The sequence below is a fragment of the Pseudomonas sp. NFACC45 genome (assembly GCF_900113505.1).
GTDB lineage: Bacteria > Pseudomonadota > Gammaproteobacteria > Pseudomonadales > Pseudomonadaceae > Aquipseudomonas > Aquipseudomonas tehranensis.
In genome coordinates, this window is sequence record NZ_FOPO01000011.1 from 165,340 (window position 1) to 186,208 (window position 20,869).

Below are 20,869 nucleotides of genomic sequence, written 5' to 3' on the forward strand. Positions count from 1 at the left end.
CGAACATGACCGACAACACGATCCATAAAGCCTTCGAAGCCCAATGCCAGACCGAAATCGCCGGTCAAGGCCAAGACCAGAAACTCGTTGGCCTGGCCAAGGAGTTTTTCAACGAATCGGCCCGTCACAAGTACAGCTACCATTTTTCCTGGATGGGCCGCCCCATCATCCAGCTGCCGCAGGACATGATGGCCATGCAGGAACTGATCTGGCAGATCAAGCCTGACCTGATCATCGAGTGCGGCATCGCCCACGGCGGTTCGATCATCTATTACGCCTCGTTGCTGGAACTGCAAGGCCACGGCGAAGTGCTGGGCATCGACCTGGATATCCGCCCGCATAACCGTGAAGCCATCGAAAACCACCCGATGAGCAAACGCATCTCGATGATCGAGGGCTCGAGCATCGATCCGGCCATCGCCGAGCAGGTCCATGCTGCGGCCAAAGGCAAAAAAGTCATCCTGGTGCTCGATTCCAACCACACCCACGACCATGTCCTCGAAGAACTGCGCCTGTACGCACCGCTGGTTTCGGTGGGCAGCTATTGCGTGGTGATGGACACCGTGGTCGAGGACATGCCGGCGGACTTTTTCCCGGATCGTCCATGGGGCCCGGGCGACAACCCGAAAACCGCGGTGTGGAAATACCTTGAGGAAAATGGCGATTTCGAAATTGACCGGCAGTTGCAGAACAAGCTGCTGATCACCGTTGCACCGGATGGCTATCTGCGCCGGGTTCGTTAATTCATCCGTATCAAATCATTGGCGTCTGGCAGGTTGTGGGGACAGGAAATATGCAGGTTCGAAACAATGCTCAAAGCAACGTGGCACCGCTGAACGAGCGGTTCACGGTGGTGGTGATCTCCCACAACCGCAGCGCGTTCCTGCGCCGGACATTGCATTACTACAGCGGTTATCCGTGTTCGGTGCTGGTGCTTGATTCATCGGTCGAGCGCGATGAGCAAATTGCCCGGGACTTTCCGTCGGTCGATTACCGGCACTTGCCTCAGTTCACCTACAAGGGGCTGCAAGACAAGTTGGTGTACGGCGTCAATCAGGTCACGACGCCCTACATGGTGTTCGCCGCCGATGACGATTTCCTGCTGCACAATGCCTTGACCGAGTCGGTGGAGTTCCTCGAAGCCAATCCTGACTATGGCCTGTGCCATGGCTACGGGATCATGTACCTGTCCTGTGCGACCGAAGTGAACTATTTCCGTCGTGATCGCAAGGTGCATGAGGACTACAACAGCGAACTGTCCGAAGACCGGGTGATCCGCTTCATGGATCAGTTCCTGCCGCCGTTCTATGCCGTGACCCGCACCGACCTGCTGCAGCAGTGGTACGGCATGCTGCCGCCAGGCACCAGTTTCGAATGGCAGGAAATCGGTCATACCTTTTACTTGCTGGCGTGCGCCAAGGCGCGGATCCTGCCGATTCCGTTCGCCGTGCGCGAACTCAACTACGGCGGTTCCGAACACAACACCAATGTGTTGACCGTGCTTAGCTACAAGGACGCCAAAAGCGTTGCCGAGCGCGAGCAATTCGCCGAGTTTCTGGCGTCCCTTCCAACGCCGCTGCGCGAGCAAGCGCCGGGACGTGCCAAGCAGATCGCTCTGGACAGCTTCGCGGCCATGGCTGACTGCCTGCAGCAGGGGCGTTCACTCAAGGGCACACAGATCATTCGTTCGGCCTGGCTGGAAGCAGGGGGCGAGCCGATACGTTCGTTTGGCCCACAGCAGTTTGTCGAGATGCCTTTCTACAACCAACGGGTATTCGATCTGCTGACCCAGTTCGAATTCCTGCTGCATGCCATGCCGGCCGGTCGCCTTCAGCTTCAGCAACTGGAAGGCATCCTGCTGCGCCAGCACGAATTGATGCAGGTGCAACCCAACGACAACGAACGCACGATACGCAGCCGTTTGTGGGAAGCCCAAGGTCTTTATGCGTTCAACCGTACCGTGGTCAAGCGCCTGGCCGAATCGTTGAAGAACGGCGATGAGCCCGAGGAAGCTGTGAAATTGCAAGCCTGGCTCGAGCGCCTGGACTCGGTGCCGGGACAGCAGGATCGCCGGCTACTGGAGAACATGCACTCCGGCCGCTTGTTGAGCTGGCTTGAGGCACGTAACCCTGATGAACAGCAACTCAAGTCCATCGCCGCCCACCTGGCCGAGCATCAGGGCGGGCCGCGGTTTGGCATCCTGTTGCTGGATCTGGACGCTGACATGTTCAAGTTGCAGGCCTCCTTCGACAGCCTGGTCAATGGCCATTGCAAAGCATTCAACGTAGTGGTGTTCACCACCGGTGATTTGCCGGCGACCACCACCGCGCGTGACACCGTGCACTTCGTCAAAGTCAGCACCGCCAATTACGTCGAGCGCATCAATCAGGTCGTCGGGCAATCCACCGCCGACTGGCTGTTGCTGGCCGAAGCCGGTGACCAGTTCACCCAAAGCGGCCTGCTGCGCGCCAGCCTCGAACTGATCGGTGCCGAGGGTGTGCGTGCGGTAGCCATGGATGAAATCCAGCGCAAGACCGATGGCAGCCTCACCGACGTATTCCGTCCGGGGGTCAACCTTGATCTGTTGCAATCGGTGCCTTCGTTGATGGCGCGGCACTGGCTGATTCGCCGTGAGGTGCTGACCCAGGCCGGTGGCTTTAGCGCGCAATACACCCAGGCCCTGGAACTGGACCTGCTGTTGCGCCTGATCGAGGACGAAGGGCTCAGCGGTCTGGCGCATCTGGCCGAGCCGCTGTTGATCTGCAACGCCCCGACGCAGGAAGAAAACCCTCAAGAGCGTCAGGTGTTGACCCGTCACTTGACTGTCCGGGGCTATCGCGCCCAGGTCACCTCGGCCCAGCCGCTGACCTACCAGATCGATTACCAGCACGCCGAACGGCCGCTGGTGTCGATCATCCTCGAGAGTCGCGACAACTTTGAACACGTCCAACAGGCGTTGGTCAGCGTGCTGCAACGTACTCGCTACCATCGTCATGAAATCGTGATTGCCGACAACCACAGCCAATCCGAAGACCTGATCCAATGGCTGGACAGCCTGGAAGGCAAGGGCGAACGGGTTCGCATTCTGCGCAGCGACCGCCGCTTGAGCGCGTCGGCGTTGTACAACTGGGCCAGCGGTCAGGCCAAAGGTGACTATCTGGTGCTGCTGTCGGCCCAGGTGCAAGTGGTCAATGCCAACTGGCTCGACAGTCTGCTCAACCAGGCCCAGCGGCCTGAGGTGGGGATCGTCGGCAGCAAACAGATGGACCACCGTGGTGTCACCACCCAGGCCGGGCTGGTACTAAAGCCCGACGGCCAGGTGGGCTCGGTGTTTGTAGGCGAACGCAAAGACGCCAAGGGCTACCTCAACGGCCACCAGGTGGAGCAGAGCTACTCGGCGGTGTCGGGCGCTTGCCTGATGATCCGCAAGGAGCTGTTCGAAGCCGTGGGCGGCCTGGACGAGGAGCACTTCGCCGAGGCGTTTGCCGACGTCGATCTGTGCCTGAAAGCGGCCGATGCGGGTTATCTCACCGTCTGGACCCCTCAGGCCCAGATGCTGCACCCCGGCACATTCGTCGAAGCGCCACAGGCTGCCGGCGCCCTGCAGGACAAATGGCAGGCGCGCTTCGAACACGACCCGGCCCGTAACCCCAACCTGGCCTTGACCGGTACCGGCTTTGCGCTGGGCACCGCCACGGCGGTGGACTGGGCGCGGTTGTTGGCATAGGGCCTGTTACTACACTCGTTGTTGCTGATTAGGCCTTTTCAAAAAGGCTTAATCAGTAAAATCGCGTGACCTGTGAGTCATAACGCGCATCTTCACTGTATTGTATTGACCGGGAAGATGGCGCCTGGCCCTTATCAGGCCCAGTGATAGCCCTTTACACTTCCCGTTTGTCGGCGCCCCTCGAATCCTTGCGAGCGGTGGTATTGGGCTGTTTTTAATTGGGAAGCCGTAATGATTGGCATAAAAGGCATTGCGAGCTACGTTCCTGTAGCCGGCGTGGATAATTACGCACAAGGTGCGAAGTTCGACAAGGATGAAGAGTTCATCCTGGGCAAGATCGGTTCCGCCTTCTTGCCGCGCAAGGATGACGGGCAGGAAACCTCGGACCTGTGTGTAGAAGCGGCCAATGCGCTGTTTGCCAACAATCCCGGCCTCAAGCGTGAGTCTGTCGATGTACTGATCGTCGTTACCCAGAACGGTGACGAAGAAGGCTTGCCTCACACCGCGGCCATTGTTCAGGACAAGCTCGGCTTGCCGACCACCGTGGCGGCGTTTGATATCTCCCTGGGCTGCTCGGGTTATGTCTATGGCATCTACGCCATCAAGGGCTTCATGGAAGCCGCCGGCCTGAAGAATGGCCTGCTGATAACGGCGGACCCGTATTCGAAGATCGTCGACCCGGAAGATCGCAACACCACGATGTTGTTTGGCGACGCGGCCACCGCTACCTGGATGGGCGAGGATGCACCCTGGCATTTGGGCAAGGCCAAGTTCGGCACCGACGGTTCCGGTGCACCGCACCTGAAGGTCAGCGACGGGGTGTTCTTCATGAACGGTCGCCAAGTGTTCAATTTCGCCTTGATCAAGGTGCCGGCCCATTTGCATGAATTGCTCGCCGATTCCGATCTGCAAGCCAGCGACATTGATGCCTTTTGCATTCACCAGGGCAGCGCAGCGATTGTCGATGCGGTGGCGCGGCGTTTCGAAGGTGAGCCGGAGAAGTTCATCAAGGATATGGTCGAGACCGGGAACACCGTGTCGTCGAGCATTCCATTGCTGCTGGAAAAGCACGTGCTCGATTCCGACTGGAAGCGCGTGGCGTTAAGTGGTTTTGGTGTAGGCCTGTCCTGGGGCTCGGCGATTATTTATCGTCCCTGAGCCGTTAAATCCGGGGCACAAAAAATAGCGTTCAAGGTGTAACCTTGAACGCTATTTTTTTGCCCGATGGAAAAGCGAGACGCCATGAGCGAGTTCTTTGAGCGAAATTTCCAGGTGATCGAGCAACGTTGGCCGGCCCTGGCCCAGCGGTTGCTGCTGGAGAACGCCGGTGAATTGCAGGCCGATCTGGTGGAGGGCCTGGGTTCGACCCTGAGCATCAACGGCATCCAGCTGACCAGCCGGCATGACCGTCTCGCCGAAGCCGAACTGCAAGCCGCCAGTCTGCCGCAGGACGCCAACTCGGTGCATGTCTATGGCACCGGGCTGGGGGATCTGCAAAGCCGGCTGCTGCAGCGGGTAGAGGTCGAGCGCCTGCACGTGCATATCCTCAATGGCTCAGTGTTCGCCCTTGTGTTGCAGTTGCTGGACCAGTCGTCATGGCTTGCTGACACGCGGGTCGAAGTGCTTTATGCCGGCGATCTGGCAGAAATCCAGCTACCGTTTTTCGCCCTGCCCGCCGAACTGGTGCTGGCCGATGATTTCAACGCGAAGATTCGCGATCGATTGATCAGTGAAATCCATCTGGCCTTCAATAACCGCGAATTCGACCCCCGGAACCCGGTGATCATCGAGCGTCTGCAAGCCACCTTCGGCCTCGTGCAAGGTGATCATGATGTCGCCGAGCTGTTTGGCACCCTCAATGGACGCGAGGTTTTTGTCATCGCCACCGGGCCGAGTCTCGAGCAACATTTCGAGCGGCTGCGCGAGCTGAGTGAGCAAGCCGAGCGGCCGTTGGTGATCTGTGTCGATACGGCCTACCGACCATTGCTCAACCACGGCATTCGGCCGGATATCGTGGTCAGCATCGATCAACGCATTTCGGCACGCCACCTTCCGCCCGAAGACACAGGCGACATTGCCCTGGTTTACCTGCCCATGGCGGATCCATCGGTGATTGAAGCCTGGCAGGGGCGCCGTTATGCCGGTTATTCCGCCAGCCCTGTCTATCATCAAATGCGCCAACAACTGCCTCGGGGCAAGCTGTACGTAGGTGGCAGCGTGATTCATCCGGCCGTGGACCTGGCCGTCAGGATGGGCGCGGCGCAAGTCACCTTGTTCGGAGCTGACTTCGCTTTTCCCCATGACAAGACCCATGCGGGTTGGGGCGACGGCGACCTGGGGCCACAGTTGGGCGTGGCAAAACACTGGGTTTTGGACGGCCATGGTCAGCGCGTCAAGACTCAGCTCAACTTTCGCAGTTATTTGTGTGAGCTGGAGCGTTTTATCGCTGGGCACCCGCAGGTGCGTTTCTATAACAGCAGCCGGGATGGGGCGATGATCGTGGGGACTGCTTTTCATCCGGAGTTTGTGCGATGAGCGGCCTTGAGGGTGTGATCGAAGACGCGCGCCGGTGTGCCCGGCTGTTTCGTCTTGGCTGCGATGTCGAGGCGGGGCTGGCGATGGTTGCAGTGATCGAGGCCGCGCAGCCTTTTGTCGAGCTTATGCCAGGCGATGTCCAGTCATCCTGGAGCGGCTTGCTCGGCTTGATGTTCCACGATCAGCAGGCTCAGAACTGGCTCTCGCTGGCGGATTATCTTGAGTATGAGCTGGTTGACTTGTTGACCGCTGGTCCGGCGGTTTAAGTCCATTTCTCTCTCAATTGAGGCCGTTGCTTGATGGAAGGACGGCCCTGGCATTTCCCTGACGTCATTTTTTTACCTCCAGGCCCTGCCAAGTCCTTGATTTACGAGGGGTGGCATCCTGATGGCAAATTATTTGAAAAAACCGCTAAAGCAAGTTCCGATTACGACGATAACTATTACGAAGGTTCTCTAGGCCACACCCGGCGGTTGCCAGGGCCGGAAGCCGCAGTACCCAACCAACGAGGAATTCGTCATGGCTTTAACAGTAAACACCAACGTCACATCGTTGAACGTTCAGAAGAACCTGAACCGGGCTTCCGATGCTCTCTCCACTTCGATGACCCGTCTGTCTTCCGGCCTGAAAATCAACAGCGCCAAAGACGACGCCGCCGGCCTGCAGATCTCCACCCGTATGACCTCGCAAATCCGCGGTCAGACTATTGCGATCAAGAACGCCAACGACGGTATCTCCATCGCTCAGACCGCTGAAGGCGCTCTGCAGGAATCCACCAACATTCTGCAGCGTATGCGTGAACTGGCAGTACAGGCACGAAACGACAACAACGGCACTGCTGACCGTGATGCTCTGAACAAAGAATTTGCTCAGATGTCGGACGAACTGACCCGTATCGCCAACTCCACCAACCTCAACGGTAAGAACCTGATCGACGGTTCCGCTGGCACCATGACCTTCCAGGTCGGCTCCAACACCGGTGCTACCAACCAGATCACTCTGACCCTGAGCGACAGCTTCGACGCTGCGACCCTGAGCGTTGACTCTGCTGCCATCGCGATCAGTGCTGCAGATAGTGCTGAGGCTGAAACCAACACTTCCGCTGCAATCGACGCGATCGACGCTGCTCTGGCGACCATCAACGCCAGCCGTGCGGACCTCGGTGCTGCCCAGAACCGTCTGACCAGCACCATCTCCAACCTGCAGAACATCAACGAAAACGCCGCCGCTGCACTGGGTCGCGTACAAGATACCGACTTCGCTGCTGAAACTGCACAGTTGACCAAGCAACAGACTCTGCAACAAGCCTCTACCGCAGTACTGGCTCAGGCCAACCAACTGCCATCCGCTGTACTGAAGCTGCTTCAGTAATAGTCGGATGAGTTTTTAGCGGGGGAGTGCGCTTGCGTGCTCTTCCGCTTTTTCAGTTCATGAGGTGATGGACATGGATATGAGCGTGAAGCTGAACTTGTCTTATCCAGCTGCGAAGCCGGCGACGACAATTGCCGACAAGCCAGTGGAGAAGCCTCGAGCCGATGCTGCCACCGTGGTACCGGTCAAGGATGAACCGAAAGACGCTGTGGCCGAGCAGGAAAAACTGAAGAGGGCGGTTCAGGAAATCGAAACCTTCGTTCAGTCGGTCAAGCGTAACCTGGAGTTCTCAATCGATGAGCCTTCAGGCAAAGTGGTTGTCAAAGTGATTGCCAGTGGCTCCGGTGAAGTGATTCGCCAGATCCCAAATGAAGAAGTGCTTAAACTGGCGAACAGTTTGAATGATGCAAGCAGCCTGTTGTTCAGCGCGCAAGCCTGATAGCTGGCACGAATTTTGTTCTTTTAGTCTTTTGAGCGTTGTAAAGGTCAAAAGGCCGGCGGCACACTGAAGGGAGTCCCACATGGCAAGTCCAATTCTACCTGGCTTGGGTTTAGGCTCTGGCCTTGATACCGGTGCTATCGTCAAGGCATTGGTGGATTCTGACAAAGCAGCCAAGCAAGGTCAGATTGACCGTGCCACCAAGACCAATACGGCCAATATTTCAGGTATCGGCACTCTGAAATCGCTGTTGGCTACCTTCCAGTCCACGCTGAAAAGCCTGGGTAGCACGACCACGCCTCAATTCACAGGGGTTGCCGCTACTTCGGCCAATACAAGTGCCTTGACGGTGACTGCCGGCAACTCGGCGGTGAGCGGCACTTACACGGTAAACGTCACTCAGTTGGCTACCTCGTCGAAAGTTGCGACGGCTGCTTTCGCAGGTGGTGCTTCCAGTGCTGTGGAAACCGGTACGCTGACCATCAGTCAGGGGGGCACGGATTACACCCTTGATATCCCTGCTGATTCGACGCTGCAGTCGGTTCGGGACGCAATCAACAGCAAGTACTCCTCCAGCGGTCTGACCGCCAACATCGTGACCGACAGTTTCGGTTCACGTCTGGTAGTGGGGTCGACGAAGACTGGTGCAGGCAGCGATATCTCTCTTAGCGGTGTTGCCAGCCTTGCGGCTGACGGCTCCGTAGCGATGGCCACCCCCCCAACCGCAACTTCTTCAGGTTCCCTGGGGTTTGCCAAGGACGCCATTTTCAGTGTTGATGGCCTGGCAATGACCAGCCCGACCAACAAGTTGGATAATGTGGTCTCGGGCTTGAGTATGACGTTGCTCGTTGCCAATACCGGTCCAACGACGGTCACTGTCGCCACCAACGCTGATGGCTTGAAAGCTTCAATTCAGAAATTCGTCGATGCTTATAACGCCGTTGCCAGGGCTGTGACATCCCTGACCAAGCCGTCGACGGATGCGGAAGGTAATTCGGTCCCCGCGGCATTGACCGGTGACTCGTTACCACGCTCGCTTTTGGCAGCTATTCGAGCGCCTTTGTCCGAGACTGGTGCTGGTGACAAGCTGACCGTTCTTTCTCAGTTGGGTATCACGACCAACCAAGCGACCGGTGCTCTGGATTTTGACAGCGGGAAATTTACCGCTGCGTTGAATGACAAGCAGTTGGGTGGGGAGGTCCAGACGCTGTTCGCGGGAGAAAATGGTCTGCTTGCACGCATGGATAATGCAATCAAGCCCTATACGGAAGGCAAGACCGGTTCGGGTGGAGCGTCGAATGTCGAAGCTATCCTGACCACTCGTTCAAAGAACCTCGATATCATCAAGACGAAGCTCTTCGAAGACCAGCAAGCCCTTGATCGTCGAATCGAAACCCTCACCGCGGTACTGACCAAAAAGTACAACGACATGGATACCCTGGTCGGCAAGCTGAAAGCCACGGCCAGTAACATCACCTCCATGTTCGAAGCGATGACGGCGCAGCAGAAAAATAGCTGATTTCGCCTGATACAAAAAAGCCCGGCAGCGTTTTGACAGCGCTCCGGGCTTTCGGCTTTTTCGATCTAAAGTTTTTTGACGCGGCGTCGATACGCTGTTTATACGAACCGAAGTTTTTTTGATGAGGTAGAACATGAATCCGATGTTAGCCCTTCGCCAATACCAGAAGATTGGCGCCCAGGCGCAAACCTCCGAAGCAAGTCCCCATCGTCTGGTGCAGATGCTGATGGAGGGCGGGCTGGATCGCATTGCCCAGGCCAAGGGCGCGATGGAGCGCAAGGATATTGCCAACAAAGGCGTACTGATCAGCAAGGCCATCGGCATCATTGGCGGCTTGCGTGAAGGCCTGGACCTGGAAAACCAGGCTGAGTCGGTCGCCGAGCTGGATAGTCTCTATACCTACATGATGAATCGCCTGGCCGAAGCCAATGCCAAGACCGAACCGAAGATCCTTGACGAAGTCGCCGATCTGCTGAGCACGGTCAAGGAAGGTTGGGATGCCATCGCCGCACCGGGTCCGCAATTCTAAGGAGCACGCTCATGAGTCTTGTCCTGCAGCGAATCGAACAAACCCGTGATGCCCTGGTCGGTGCCCTGGTCGAGCGCAACTGGGAGGCAATCGGTCAATTGGACCTGGCTTGCCGTTCCTGCATGGAAGACGTTCTGAGCGAGCCTGAGGTAGACGAGGCGGCGTTGCGGAGCAATCTTGAGGAGTTGCTGGGGGTCTATCGGCAACTGCTGGAGGCGGCCACTGGCGAGCGTCAGGCGATCGTCGACGAGATGTCGCAGATCCATCAAGCGCAGAACGCGGCAAAGGTTTACCATCTGTTCGGTTAACGCTCAGTTAATCTGAACAAAGTGCGCCATAAATTTGACTGTGCACGGATTTTTGACTTAACTAGTGGCTGTTTACAGATTTCAGGCGTCTACAGGCATGACAAGTCTGCAAGCGTCTAGCTTGCCCCCTAATTCCGGGCATTGAGTTGACTAGGGAAGTTGCTATTGCATGTGGCGTGAAACCAAAATTCTCCTGATCGATGACGATAGCGTCCGCCGCCGCGATTTGGCGGTGATCCTAAATTTTCTTGGTGAAGAAAATTTACCCTGCGGAAGCCATGACTGGCAGCAGGCCGTCGGCTCTTTGTCATCCAGTCGTGAAGTCATTTGCGTTCTGATTGGGACCGTAAATGCGCCCGCAACACTTTTGGGCTTGCTAAAGACACTCTCAACCTGGGATGAGTTCCTTCCGGTTTTGTTAATGGGCGAAAATTCTTCCGTTGACTTGCCTGAAGACCAGCGTCGTCGGGTACTTTCCACCTTGGAAATGCCACCCAGCTACAGCAAGTTGCTCGATTCGTTGCACCGCGCCCAGGTTTATCGCGAGATGTACGACCAGGCGCGTGAGCGCGGTCGGCATCGCGAACCCAACCTTTTCCGTAGCCTCGTTGGCACCAGTCGGGCGATCCAGCATGTGCGCCAGATGATGCAGCAGGTCGCCGATACCGACGCCAGCGTGTTGATCCTGGGTGAGTCGGGCACCGGCAAGGAAGTGGTTGCGCGTAACCTGCACTACCATTCCAAGCGTCGCGAAGCGCCGTTCGTGCCGGTCAACTGTGGTGCGATCCCGGCCGAGTTGCTCGAGAGCGAACTGTTCGGGCACGAGAAGGGGGCCTTCACTGGCGCCATCACCAGCCGGGCTGGTCGGTTCGAGCTGGCCAACGGCGGCACGCTGTTTCTCGATGAAATCGGTGATATGCCGTTGCCGATGCAGGTCAAGTTGCTGCGAGTCTTGCAGGAGCGCACCTTCGAGCGCGTGGGTAGCAACAAGACCCAGAGCGTCGATGTAAGAATCATCGCCGCGACCCACAAGAATCTCGAGAGCATGATCGAGGTGGGCAGTTTCCGCGAAGACCTCTATTACCGCCTCAATGTTTTCCCGATTGAAATGGCACCGCTGCGTGAGCGGGTCGAAGACATTCCGCTGCTGATGAACGAGCTGATTTCGCGCATGGAGCACGAGAAGCGCGGTTCGATCCGCTTCAACTCGGCGGCAATCATGTCCCTGTGTCGCCACGGTTGGCCGGGTAATGTCCGTGAGCTGGCCAATCTGGTCGAGCGCATGGCGATCATGCATCCCTACGGTGTGATCGGCGTGGTCGAGTTGCCGAAGAAATTCCGTTATGTCGACGATGAAGACGAGCAAATGGTTGATAGCCTGCGCAGCGATCTGGAAGAGCGCGTAGCAATCAACGGCCATACGCCGGACTTCACCGCCAATGCCCTGCTGCCACCAGAAGGCCTTGACCTCAAGGATTATCTGGGAGGCCTGGAACAAGGCCTTATCCAGCAGGCTCTGGACGATGCCAACGGTATCGTGGCCCGCGCCGCCGAACGCCTGCGCATCCGTCGCACCACCCTGGTGGAGAAGATGCGCAAGTACGGCATGAGCCGTCGCGAAGGAGATGAACAGGCGGATGATTGACGCCTGTTTTCCAACCGTCTGATTTTTCAGGCGGTTTTTTTTCGGCACGGGTATTGCTACATCCCTCGCAACGTTCCGTTTAACTGACGGTCAGCCAAGCGAGAGAGCACGATGACCCAAGCCGCCCAGATCTCCCCTGTCCCCGAGCCGGGGATCATGCCGTCCGCCGAACAGGCAAGCCGGGTTGGACTTGAGCAGGCCTATTCGCTGTTCGACCAGATGTCCAGCCGGTTGACCGATTCCTACAGCCTGCTTGAAGCTCGCGTCACTGAGCTCAAGGGTGAGCTGGCAGTGGTCAGTGCCCAGCGCATGCAGGAGCTGGCGGAAAAGGAACGGCTGGCCAATCGGCTGCAAAATCTCCTCGACCTGTTGCCCGGTGGCGTTATCGTCATCGATGCTCATGGGCGCGTGCGCGAAGCCAATCCGGCGGCCTGCGAGCTGCTCGGCCTGCCGTTGGAGGGCGAGTTGTGGCGGCACGTCATCGCCCGCTGCTTCGCCCCGCGTGAAGACGACGGCCATGAAGTGTCGCTCAAGGACGGTCGGCGCCTGTCCATCTCCACTCGTTCACTGGACGCCGAGCCCGGGCAGTTGGTGTTGCTCAATGACCTGACTGAAACCCGTCACCTGCAAGATCAACTGGCCCGCCACGAGCGCCTGTCTTCCCTGGGGCGGATGGTGGCCTCGCTGGCTCATCAGATTCGTACGCCGCTGTCCGCCGCCCTGTTGTACGCCAGTCATCTGACCGAGCAGCAATTGCCCATGGAAACCCAGCAACGCTTCGCCGGGCGCCTGAAAGAGCGGCTGCACGAGCTGGAGCATCAAGTGCGCGACATGCTGGTGTTCGCTCGAGGCGAGTTGCCATTGACCGATCGCGTCACCCCTAAGGCTTTGCTCCAATCCTTGCAGGCCGCCGCATTGACCCACGTGCAGGACCTGCCGATTCGCTGGCAATGCGACAGCCATGCTGGCGAGGTGTTGTGTAACCGCGACACCCTGGTGGGCGCAGTGTTGAACCTGATCGAAAACGCGGTCCAGGCCAGCGGCGGCGATGTTCGGCTCAAGGTGCACTTGTATACGCGGGGCAATACCTTGCGCTTATGCGTCAGTGATAGTGGTAGCGGCATCGAGCCGGCGGTGCTGACGCGTTTGGGCGAGCCCTTTTTTACCACCAAGACTACAGGCACGGGCCTTGGCCTGACCGTGGTCAAGGCTGTGGCGCGTGCCCATCAGGGAGAATTGCAACTGCGCTCGCGTCTGGGGCGTGGCACCTGTGCACTGGTGCTTTTGCCATTGTTTTGCAGTACGCCGGGAGTGGAGTGAGGGGCATGACGATCAAGGTGTTACTGGTTGAGGATGACCGGGCCCTGCGTGAGGCGCTGGCCGATACCCTGGTGCTGGCCGGGCACGATTACACCGCCGTCGGTTCGGCGGAAGATGCTTTGCTGGCTGTGGCTCAAGAGACCTTCGGCCTGGTGGTCAGTGACGTCAACATGCCGGGCATGGATGGCCATCAACTGCTTGGTCTGTTGCGCGCCCGCCAACCTCAATTGCCGGTCCTGCTGATGACTGCCCACGGTGCCGTCGAGCGCGCCGTGGATGCCATGCGCCAAGGAGCTGCGGATTATCTGGTCAAGCCGTTCGAGCCCAAGGCGCTGTTGGACCTGGTGGCCCGTCATGCCTTGGGCAGCCCCGCCGTCGAGGGCGAAGGCCCGATAGCGATCGAGCCGGCCAGCGCGCAGTTGCTGGCGTTGGCCGCGCGGGTGGCGCGCAGTGACTCCACTGTTTTGATTTCCGGCGAGTCCGGCACCGGCAAGGAGGTGCTGGCGCGCTACATTCACCAGCAATCCCGGCGTGCCAGCGAACCGTTCATTGCCATCAACTGTGCGGCGATTCCCGACAATATGCTGGAAGCGACGCTGTTCGGTCACGAGAAGGGCTCGTTTACTGGGGCCATCTCGGCCCAGGCCGGCAAGTTCGAGCAGGCTGACGGTGGCACCATTCTGCTCGATGAAATTTCCGAAATGCCCCTCGGCCTGCAAGCCAAGCTGTTGCGCGTGTTGCAGGAGCGGGAAGTGGAGCGGGTCGGTGCGCGTAAGCCTATCAGCCTGGATATCCGCGTGGTGGCGACCACCAACCGCGACCTGGCCGGCGAAGTGGCGGCGGGGCGTTTTCGTGAAGACCTTTATTACCGTCTGTCCGTATTTCCGCTGGCCTGGCGACCGTTGCGCGAGCGCACCGCCGATATCCTGCCGCTGGCCGAGCGTCTGCTGAGCAAACACGTCAATAAAATGAAGCACGCGGCAGCCCGACTGTCCCCCGAGGCCCAGGCGTTTCTGATTGCCTACCGTTGGCCTGGCAATGTACGGGAGCTGGACAATGCCATTCAGCGGGCATTGATTCTGCAGCAGGGCGGTTTGATCCAACCGGAAGATTTCTGTCTGAGCGGGCCGGTGGCCTGCGCGCCATTGCCGGCAGCGACCGCAGTCCCGGCGTTTGCCCCTCCGGTGGAAGTGGAGGGCGAATCGGCCGGTGCTTTGGGAGACGATCTGCGTCGTCGCGAATTCCAGATGATCATCGACACCCTGCGCGCCGAGCGTGGCCGGCGTAAGGAAGCGGCCGAGCGCTTGGGGATCAGCCCGCGCACCCTGCGCTACAAGCTGGCGCAAATGCGTGATGCGGGGATGGACGTGGAGGCTTATCTCTTCGCCAGTTGAGTGGTATGCACCGAAAATCCATGTGGGAGCGGGCTTGCTCGCGAAAGCGGTGGTTCAGCCAATGCAAATGTGACTGACAGATCGTCTTCGCGAGCAAGCCCGCTCCCACATGAGCTTATGTGAGCATTTGTTTTCTGTCGCCACGGAGCTGGCACCCTTGTTGCTAATACCTGTGTACCCGCTGAGTAAGTGTCAAAAAAATGCGGGCCGCCAGAGAGAGTAGACCATGAGCCAAGGTATTGAATTTAATCGGTTGATGCTGGACATGCGGGCCATGCAAATGGACGCCATGGCACAGCCTAAGTCGGTCGCGGTCCCGGAAGTGGGTGCCAGCAGTTTTTCCGACATGCTCGGTCAAGCCGTCAATAAAGTGAACGATACCCAGCAGGCGTCGAGTCAGTTGGCCAGTGCTTTCGAGATTGGCAAAAGTGGCGTCGACCTGACGGACGTGATGATCTCTTCGCAGAAAGCCAGTGTCTCGTTTCAGGCGTTGACCCAGGTTCGCAATAAGCTGGTTCAAGCCTACCAAGACATCATGCAGATGCCGGTCTAAGGAAATTATTGAGTCATGGCAGAAGCAGTCGCTGATAACGTTCCGGCCAAGGCCACTCCGCCCGACGGCAAACCGCCGCTGTTCGGTCTGTCCTTCCTGGAAAACCTCTCCGAGATGACCATGCTGCGTCAGGTGGGCCTGTTGGTCGGCCTGGCTGCGAGCGTGGCGATCGGGTTTGCCGTGGTGCTGTGGTCCCAGCAGCCGGACTACCGTCCTTTGTACGGCAGTCTGGAGGGCATGGACGCCAAGCAAGTCATGGAGACCCTGGCTGCCGCCGACATTCCTTATACCGTCGAACCCAATTCCGGCGCCTTGCTGGTCAAGGCCGACGACGTGGCGCGCGCGCGCCTCAAACTCGCCGCTGCTGGCGTAACGCCCACCGATGGCAATATCGGTTTCGAGATCCTCGACAAGGACCAGGGCCTGGGTACCAGCCAGTTCATGGAGGCGACCCGTTATCGTCGCGGCCTTGAAGGCGAATTGGCGCGTACCATTGCCAGCCTGAACAACGTCAAGGGTGCCCGTGTGCACCTGGCGATTCCAAAAAGCTCGGTGTTTGTGCGCGATGAGCGCAAGCCAAGCGCCTCGGTACTGGTTGAACTGTATTCCGGTCGCTCTTTGGAGCCCAGCCAGGTCGTGGCCATCGTCAATCTGGTGGCAACCAGTGTTCCCGAGTTGAGCAAGTCCCAGATCACCGTGGTCGACCAGAAGGGCAACCTGTTGTCCGATCAGGCGGAGAACTCTGCTCTGACCATGGCCGGCAAGCAATTCGACTACAGCCGTCGCATGGAAGGCATGCTGACTCAGCGGGTGCACAACATCCTGCAACCGATCCTGGGTAACGACCGCTACAAGGCCGAGGTGTCGGCCGATGTGGATTTCAGCTCCGTCGAATCAACGTCCGAACAGTTCAACCCCGATCAACCGGCGTTGCGCAGCGAACAGTCGGTGAACGAGCAACGCACCGCCAGCAATGGCCCGCAAGGGGTACCTGGTGCGCTTAGCAACCAACCGCCGTCGCCGGCCAGCGCGCCCCAAACCACCGGTGGTGCCACTGCGGCCGCTGGCATGGTGCAACCGGGCCAGCCGCTGATCGACGCCAACGGTCAACAGATCATGGACCCGGCCACCGGTCAGCCCATGCTGGCGCCGTACCCGGCCGACAAGCGCCAACAGTCGACCAAGAACTTCGAGCTCGACCGTTCCATCAGCCACACCAAGCAGCAGCAGGGCCGTTTGAATCGCTTGTCGGTGGCGGTGGTGGTGGACGATCAGGTCAAGATCAACCCGGCCAATGGCGAAACCAGCCGTGCGCCGTGGAGTGCCGACGAGCTGGCACGATTCACTCGTCTGGTGCAGGACGCGGTGGGTTTCGACGCCAGCCGTGGCGACAGCGTGAGCGTGATCAACGTGCCGTTCTCCCAGGAGCGCGGCGAAGAGATCGCCGACATTCCATTTTATTCGCAACCCTGGTTCTGGGATGTGGTCAAGCAAGTATTGGGTGTGCTGTTCATCCTGATCCTGGTGTTCGGCGTGCTGCGTCCGGTGCTCAACAACATCACCGGTGGCGGCAAGAACAAGCAGTTGGCTGGCTTGGGTGATGTAGAGCTGGGAGGCATGGGCGGCCTGGATGGCGAATTGGCCAATGATCGCGTCAGCCTCGGCGGGCCGCAGAGCATTCTGCTGCCAAGCCCGAGCGAAGGCTATGACGCTCAGTTGAACGCTATCAAGAGTCTGGTGGCAGAAGACCCGGGTCGTGTGGCTCAGGTCGTGAAAGAGTGGATTAACGCAGATGAGTGATAATCGAGCCGCTGTTGCCAAATTGTCCCGGGTCGACAAAGCCGCGATTTTGCTGCTGTCCCTGGGATCGACCGACGCCGCCCAGGTGTTGCGTCACATGGGGCCCAAGGAGGTTCAGCGCGTGGGCGTGGCCATGGCGCAGATGGGCAACGTGCACCGTGAGCAGGTCGAGCAGGTGATGAGTGAGTTCGTCGACATCGTCGGCGACCAGACCAGCCTGGGCGTCGGCTCCGACGACTACGTGCGCAAAATGCTCACCCAGGCGCTGGGCGAAGACAAGGCCAATGGCCTGATCGACCGGATTCTGCTGGGTGGAAACACCAGCGGCCTGGACAGCCTCAAATGGATGGAGCCGCGCGCAGTGGCTGACGTGATTCGCTACGAGCACCCGCAGATCCAGGCGATCGTGGTGGCTTACCTCGACCCGGACCAGGCCGGTGAAGTGCTGGGCAACTTCGATCATAAGGTGCGCCTGGACATCATCCTGCGGGTGTCGTCGCTCAATACCGTGCAGCCGGCGGCCCTGAAAGAATTGAACCAGATTCTCGAGAAACAGTTCTCGGGTAACTCCAATGCCTCGCGCACCACCCTGGGTGGCATCAAGCGCGCGGCGGACATCATGAACTTCCTCGACAGTTCGATCGAAGGTCAGTTGATGGACTCGATCCGCGAGTTCGACGAAGACCTGTCCGGTCAGATCGAAGACCTCATGTTCGTGTTCAACAACCTGTCCGATGTCGACGATCGTGGCATTCAGGCGTTGTTGCGCGAAGTGTCCTCCGACGTCCTGGTACTGGCCCTCAAGGGGTCGGACGAAGGCGTCAAGGAAAAGATCTTCAAGAACATGTCCAAACGGGCGGCCGAACTGTTGCGCGACGATCTCGAGGCCAAGGGCCCGGTACGTGTCAGCGACGTGGAAACCGCACAAAAGGAAATCCTCACCATCGCCCGCCGTATGGCCGAAGCCGGAGAGATCGTGCTCGGTGGCAAGGGCGGCGAAGAGATGATTTAAGGTCGTTATGTCTGCCAAGAGTGATGATTCACCCAGCGACCTGATCCGCGCTCGGGATGTCGGTGGTTTTGACGTCTGGTCGCTGCCCAGCTTCGATCCCCACGTCCCCGAGCCCGAGCCTGAGCCCGAGGAAGAACTGCCGGAAATGGAGGAGGTGCCGCTGGAAGAAGTCCAGCCACTGACCCTCGAAGAAGTCGAAAGCATTCGTCAGGAGGCCTACAACGAAGGCTTCGCCATTGGTGAAAAAGAAGGTTTCCATAGCACCACGCTCAAGGTTCGCCAGGAAGCCGACGTAGCGCTGACAGCCAAGCTCCGCGCGCTGGAATCGCTGATGCTCAACCTGTTCGAGCCTATCGCCGAGCAGGACACTCAGATCGAGAAGTCCCTGGTCGGGCTGGTGCAGCACATCACTCGACAAGTGATCCAGCGTGAACTGGCCATTGATTCGAGCCAGATCGAACACGTCATGCGCGAAGCCCTCAAGCTTTTGCCGTTGGGCGTGGGCAATGTGCGGCTGTACATCAATCCTCAGGATTTCGAACTGGTCAAGGCGCTGCGTGAGCGTCATGAAGAAACCTGGCGCATCGTCGAGGACGAAGCCCTACTGCCGGGCGGTTGCCGTGTGGAAACCGAGCACAGCCGCATTGATGCGACCATCGAAACCCGCATCAGCCAGATCATGGCCAAGCTCTTCGACCAGTTGCACGAACAGGCACTGCACCCGGCCGCTGCCGACCTGAGCCTGGAATTGCCAGACGAGCCCCCGGTTGACACCCATATTGATCAAGACGCCGCAGAATCGGATGCTCTTGAACTCACTGCCCCTGAACTGGACGGCCGCGATGCGCCTTGAGCGAACCAGCTTCGGCAAGCGCCTGGGCAGTTACGCCGAGGCTACCGAGCTGGCCGGACAGCCTATCCTGGAAGGGCGCTTGCTGCGCATGGTTGGCCTGACCCTCGAAGCCGAGGGCCTGCGTGCCGCCATGGGCAGTCGCTGCATGGTGATCAACGACGACAGTTATCACCCGGTCCAGGTCGAAGCAGAAGTCATGGGCTTCTCCGGCAGCAAGGTCTTCCTGATGCCGGTGGGCAGCGTAGCCGGCATCGCACCTGGGGCGCGGGTTGTGCCTTTGGCTGACACCGGTCGGCTGCCCATGGGCATGAGCATGCTCGGACGGGTGCTGGACGGCGCCGGGCGTGCCCTGGACGGCAAGGGCGGCATGAAGGCCGAGGATTGGGTGCCGATGGACGGCCCGACGATCAACCCCCTCAAGCGCGACCCCATCAGCGTACCGCTGGACGTGGGCATCCGTTGCATCAACGGTTTGTTGACAGTCGGGCGCGGCCAGCGTCTGGGCCTGTTTGCCGGTACGGGGGTGGGCAAGAGTGTGCTGCTGGGCATGATGACCCGGTTCACCGAGGCGGACATTATCGTGGTCGGGCTGATCGGCGAACGGGGGCGCGAGGTGAAGGAATTCATCGAGCACATCCTCGGCGAAGAGGGCCTTAAACGATCGGTGGTGGTGGCTTCGCCGGCCGATGATGCGCCATTGATGCGTCTGCGGGCTGCCATGTATTGCACGCGGATCGCCGAGTATTTCCGCGACAAGGGCAAGAACGTCCTGTTGCTGATGGACTCGTTGACCCGCTTCGCCCAGGCCCAGCGGGAAATCGCGTTGGCCATCGGCGAGCCGCCGGCCACCAAGGGCTATCCACCCTCGGTATTCGCCAAGTTACCCAAGCTGGTTGAGCGCGCGGGTAATGCGGAGAAGGGCGGCGGTTCGATCACGGCGTTCTATACCGTGCTGTCCGAAGGCGACGACCAGCAAGACCCCATTGCCGACTCGGCCCGTGGCGTGCTCGACGGTCACATCGTGTTGTCCAGGCGTCTGGCCGAAGAGGGGCACTATCCGGCCATCGACATCGAGGCGTCCATCAGCCGGGTCATGCCGTCGGTCATCAGCGCCGAGCACTTGAAGCGTGCGCAACAGTTCAAGCAATACTGGTCACGCTATCAGCAGAGCCGTGACCTGATCAGCGTGGGTGCCTACGTGCCGGGCGGTGATCGTGAGACCGATACCGCCATCAATCTCTATCCGGCAATGGCGGTTTACCTGCGCCAGAGCCTGAACGACAACATCGGCATGGGCGCCAGCGAAGCGCACCTGCAGAGCATCTTCACTCCGGTCGCAGGCGGGTAACCGGCCATGGCCACGAGTCGTGCGGCACGTCTGGCGCCCGTGGTGGAGATGGCGGAAAAGGCCGAAAAAACTGCCGTCCAGCGCCTGGCCTATTTCCAGGGCCAGGTGGCAGTCGCCGAAAGCAAGCTGGCGGACCTGGAAAACTTTCGCCTCGAATATCAGGAACAATGGATCGCCCGTGGCAGTCATGGCGTTTCTGGGCAATGGTTGCTGGGCTACCAGGGCTTTCTTGCGCAACTGGGCACCGCCATCGACCAGCAGCGCCAGAGTCTGGTCTGGCACCAGAACAACTTGGAAAAGGCCCGTCAGAGCTGGCAAGAAGCTTTCGCCCGGGTCGAAGGCCTGCGCAAACTCGTACAGCGTTATATCGACGAAGCGCGGCGATTGGAGGACAGACGCGAGCAAAAACTGCTGGATGAGTTGTCCCAGCGTCTGCCGCGTCAGGATCCGTATTGATCATCGGGCCGGGATTTTGCGAGGCAAGTGTTGCAAACCTTGCTCAGACTTCTACCAGGT

At 59.1% G+C, this 20,869-nt stretch carries 19 protein-coding genes; all 19 read left to right on the forward strand.

What is annotated here, in order from left to right; genetic code table 11:
- Positions 1 to 5 precede the first annotated feature (5 nt).
- The 19 genes from BM132_RS20630 to fliJ all read left to right on the forward strand — a co-directional run bounded on the left by BM132_RS20630 (position 6) and on the right by fliJ (position 20,809).
- The gene (locus BM132_RS20630) at positions 6 to 743 is read left to right on the forward strand and encodes a cephalosporin hydroxylase family protein (RefSeq protein ID WP_092397514.1); all 738 of its coding nucleotides are present in this window, start codon (positions 6 to 8) and stop codon (positions 741 to 743) included.
- 50 nt (positions 744 to 793) lie between these two features.
- Positions 794 to 3,727, forward strand: a complete 2,934-nt coding sequence (locus BM132_RS20635; RefSeq protein WP_092458401.1) for a TIGR00180 family glycosyltransferase — start codon at positions 794 to 796, stop codon at positions 3,725 to 3,727.
- 231 nt (positions 3,728 to 3,958) lie between these two features.
- Entirely contained in the window at positions 3,959 to 4,885 is a 927-nt protein-coding gene (locus BM132_RS20640) for a ketoacyl-ACP synthase III (protein WP_047226235.1), read from the forward strand.
- An 84-nt stretch (positions 4,886 to 4,969) separates the two neighbouring features.
- Positions 4,970 to 6,262 (forward strand): motility associated factor glycosyltransferase family protein, encoded by a 1,293-nt coding sequence (locus BM132_RS20645; protein WP_092458404.1) that lies wholly within the window; start codon positions 4,970 to 4,972, stop codon positions 6,260 to 6,262.
- Positions 6,259 to 6,528 (forward strand): hypothetical protein, encoded by a 270-nt coding sequence (locus tag BM132_RS20650; protein ID WP_092397530.1) that lies wholly within the window; start codon positions 6,259 to 6,261, stop codon positions 6,526 to 6,528. The genes BM132_RS20645 and BM132_RS20650 overlap by 4 nt, the downstream gene beginning before the upstream one ends.
- Before the next feature lie 253 nt (positions 6,529 to 6,781).
- Positions 6,782 to 7,633, forward strand: a complete 852-nt coding sequence (locus tag BM132_RS20655; RefSeq protein ID WP_092397532.1) for a flagellin domain-containing protein — start codon at positions 6,782 to 6,784, stop codon at positions 7,631 to 7,633.
- A 73-nt stretch (positions 7,634 to 7,706) separates the two neighbouring features.
- Entirely contained in the window at positions 7,707 to 8,072 is a 366-nt protein-coding gene (locus BM132_RS20660; protein ID WP_092397534.1) for a flagellar protein FlaG, read from the forward strand.
- Positions 8,073 to 8,154: 82 nt separating this feature from the next.
- Positions 8,155 to 9,591, forward strand: a complete 1,437-nt coding sequence (fliD, locus tag BM132_RS20665) for a flagellar filament capping protein FliD (protein ID WP_092397536.1) — start codon at positions 8,155 to 8,157, stop codon at positions 9,589 to 9,591.
- Between the two features lie 133 nt (positions 9,592 to 9,724).
- Positions 9,725 to 10,120: a flagellar export chaperone FliS gene (gene fliS, locus BM132_RS20670; protein WP_092397538.1), complete on the forward strand. Its 396-nt coding sequence runs from the start codon at positions 9,725 to 9,727 to the stop codon at positions 10,118 to 10,120.
- A gap of 11 nt (positions 10,121 to 10,131) precedes the next feature.
- A complete protein-coding gene (locus tag BM132_RS20675) occupies positions 10,132 to 10,428 on the forward strand; it encodes a flagellar protein FliT (RefSeq protein WP_092458407.1) in 297 nt (98 codons plus the stop codon).
- A 169-nt stretch (positions 10,429 to 10,597) separates the two neighbouring features.
- Positions 10,598 to 12,073, forward strand: a complete 1,476-nt coding sequence (locus BM132_RS20680; RefSeq protein ID WP_047226243.1) for a sigma-54 dependent transcriptional regulator — start codon at positions 10,598 to 10,600, stop codon at positions 12,071 to 12,073.
- Positions 12,074 to 12,184: 111 nt separating this feature from the next.
- Complete coding sequence (locus BM132_RS20685; protein ID WP_092397542.1) at positions 12,185 to 13,393, forward strand: sensor histidine kinase; 1,209 nt, start codon at positions 12,185 to 12,187, stop codon at positions 13,391 to 13,393.
- Positions 13,394 to 13,398: 5 nt separating this feature from the next.
- A complete protein-coding gene (locus tag BM132_RS20690) occupies positions 13,399 to 14,787 on the forward strand; it encodes a sigma-54-dependent transcriptional regulator (protein WP_092397544.1) in 1,389 nt (462 codons plus the stop codon).
- A gap of 226 nt (positions 14,788 to 15,013) precedes the next feature.
- Positions 15,014 to 15,340 carry a flagellar hook-basal body complex protein FliE gene (fliE, locus tag BM132_RS20695; protein ID WP_047226246.1) on the forward strand — a complete coding sequence of 109 codons (327 nt, stop codon included), beginning with the start codon at positions 15,014 to 15,016 and terminating at the stop codon, positions 15,338 to 15,340.
- Positions 15,341 to 15,355: 15 nt separating this feature from the next.
- A complete protein-coding gene (gene fliF, locus BM132_RS20700) occupies positions 15,356 to 17,140 on the forward strand; it encodes a flagellar basal-body MS-ring/collar protein FliF (RefSeq protein WP_047226247.1) in 1,785 nt (594 codons plus the stop codon).
- The gene (gene fliG / locus BM132_RS20705) at positions 17,133 to 18,152 is read left to right on the forward strand and encodes a flagellar motor switch protein FliG (protein WP_003199086.1); all 1,020 of its coding nucleotides are present in this window, start codon (positions 17,133 to 17,135) and stop codon (positions 18,150 to 18,152) included. The genes fliF and fliG overlap by 8 nt, the downstream gene beginning before the upstream one ends.
- Before the next feature lie 7 nt (positions 18,153 to 18,159).
- On the forward strand, positions 18,160 to 19,005 hold the full coding sequence (gene fliH, locus BM132_RS20710) for a flagellar assembly protein FliH (RefSeq protein ID WP_092397546.1): 846 nt from the start codon (positions 18,160 to 18,162) through the stop codon (positions 19,003 to 19,005).
- Complete coding sequence (gene fliI / locus BM132_RS20715; RefSeq protein ID WP_047226249.1) at positions 18,995 to 20,353, forward strand: flagellar protein export ATPase FliI; 1,359 nt, start codon at positions 18,995 to 18,997, stop codon at positions 20,351 to 20,353. Before fliH ends, fliI begins: the two co-directional genes overlap by 11 nt.
- Before the next feature lie 6 nt (positions 20,354 to 20,359).
- Positions 20,360 to 20,809 carry a flagellar export protein FliJ gene (fliJ, locus tag BM132_RS20720; RefSeq protein WP_047226250.1) on the forward strand — a complete coding sequence of 150 codons (450 nt, stop codon included), beginning with the start codon at positions 20,360 to 20,362 and terminating at the stop codon, positions 20,807 to 20,809.
- Positions 20,810 to 20,869 lie beyond the last annotated feature (60 nt).

Coding starts and splice junctions, on each gene's coding strand:
- BM132_RS20630 (WP_092397514.1), top strand. CDS start 6: ATGACCGACAACACGATCCATAAAGCCTTCGAAGCCCAATGCCAGACC.
- BM132_RS20635 (WP_092458401.1), top strand. CDS start 794: ATGCAGGTTCGAAACAATGCTCAAAGCAACGTGGCACCGCTGAACGAG.
- BM132_RS20640 (WP_047226235.1), top strand. CDS start 3,959: ATGATTGGCATAAAAGGCATTGCGAGCTACGTTCCTGTAGCCGGCGTG.
- BM132_RS20645 (WP_092458404.1), top strand. CDS start 4,970: ATGAGCGAGTTCTTTGAGCGAAATTTCCAGGTGATCGAGCAACGTTGG.
- BM132_RS20650 (WP_092397530.1), top strand. CDS start 6,259: ATGAGCGGCCTTGAGGGTGTGATCGAAGACGCGCGCCGGTGTGCCCGG.
- BM132_RS20655 (WP_092397532.1), top strand. CDS start 6,782: ATGGCTTTAACAGTAAACACCAACGTCACATCGTTGAACGTTCAGAAG.
- BM132_RS20660 (WP_092397534.1), top strand. CDS start 7,707: ATGGATATGAGCGTGAAGCTGAACTTGTCTTATCCAGCTGCGAAGCCG.
- fliD (WP_092397536.1), top strand. CDS start 8,155: ATGGCAAGTCCAATTCTACCTGGCTTGGGTTTAGGCTCTGGCCTTGAT.
- fliS (WP_092397538.1), top strand. CDS start 9,725: ATGAATCCGATGTTAGCCCTTCGCCAATACCAGAAGATTGGCGCCCAG.
- BM132_RS20675 (WP_092458407.1), top strand. CDS start 10,132: ATGAGTCTTGTCCTGCAGCGAATCGAACAAACCCGTGATGCCCTGGTC.
- BM132_RS20680 (WP_047226243.1), top strand. CDS start 10,598: ATGTGGCGTGAAACCAAAATTCTCCTGATCGATGACGATAGCGTCCGC.
- BM132_RS20685 (WP_092397542.1), top strand. CDS start 12,185: ATGACCCAAGCCGCCCAGATCTCCCCTGTCCCCGAGCCGGGGATCATG.
- BM132_RS20690 (WP_092397544.1), top strand. CDS start 13,399: ATGACGATCAAGGTGTTACTGGTTGAGGATGACCGGGCCCTGCGTGAG.
- fliE (WP_047226246.1), top strand. CDS start 15,014: ATGAGCCAAGGTATTGAATTTAATCGGTTGATGCTGGACATGCGGGCC.
- fliF (WP_047226247.1), top strand. CDS start 15,356: ATGGCAGAAGCAGTCGCTGATAACGTTCCGGCCAAGGCCACTCCGCCC.
- fliG (WP_003199086.1), top strand. CDS start 17,133: ATGAGTGATAATCGAGCCGCTGTTGCCAAATTGTCCCGGGTCGACAAA.
- fliH (WP_092397546.1), top strand. CDS start 18,160: ATGTCTGCCAAGAGTGATGATTCACCCAGCGACCTGATCCGCGCTCGG.
- fliI (WP_047226249.1), top strand. CDS start 18,995: ATGCGCCTTGAGCGAACCAGCTTCGGCAAGCGCCTGGGCAGTTACGCC.
- fliJ (WP_047226250.1), top strand. CDS start 20,360: ATGGCCACGAGTCGTGCGGCACGTCTGGCGCCCGTGGTGGAGATGGCG.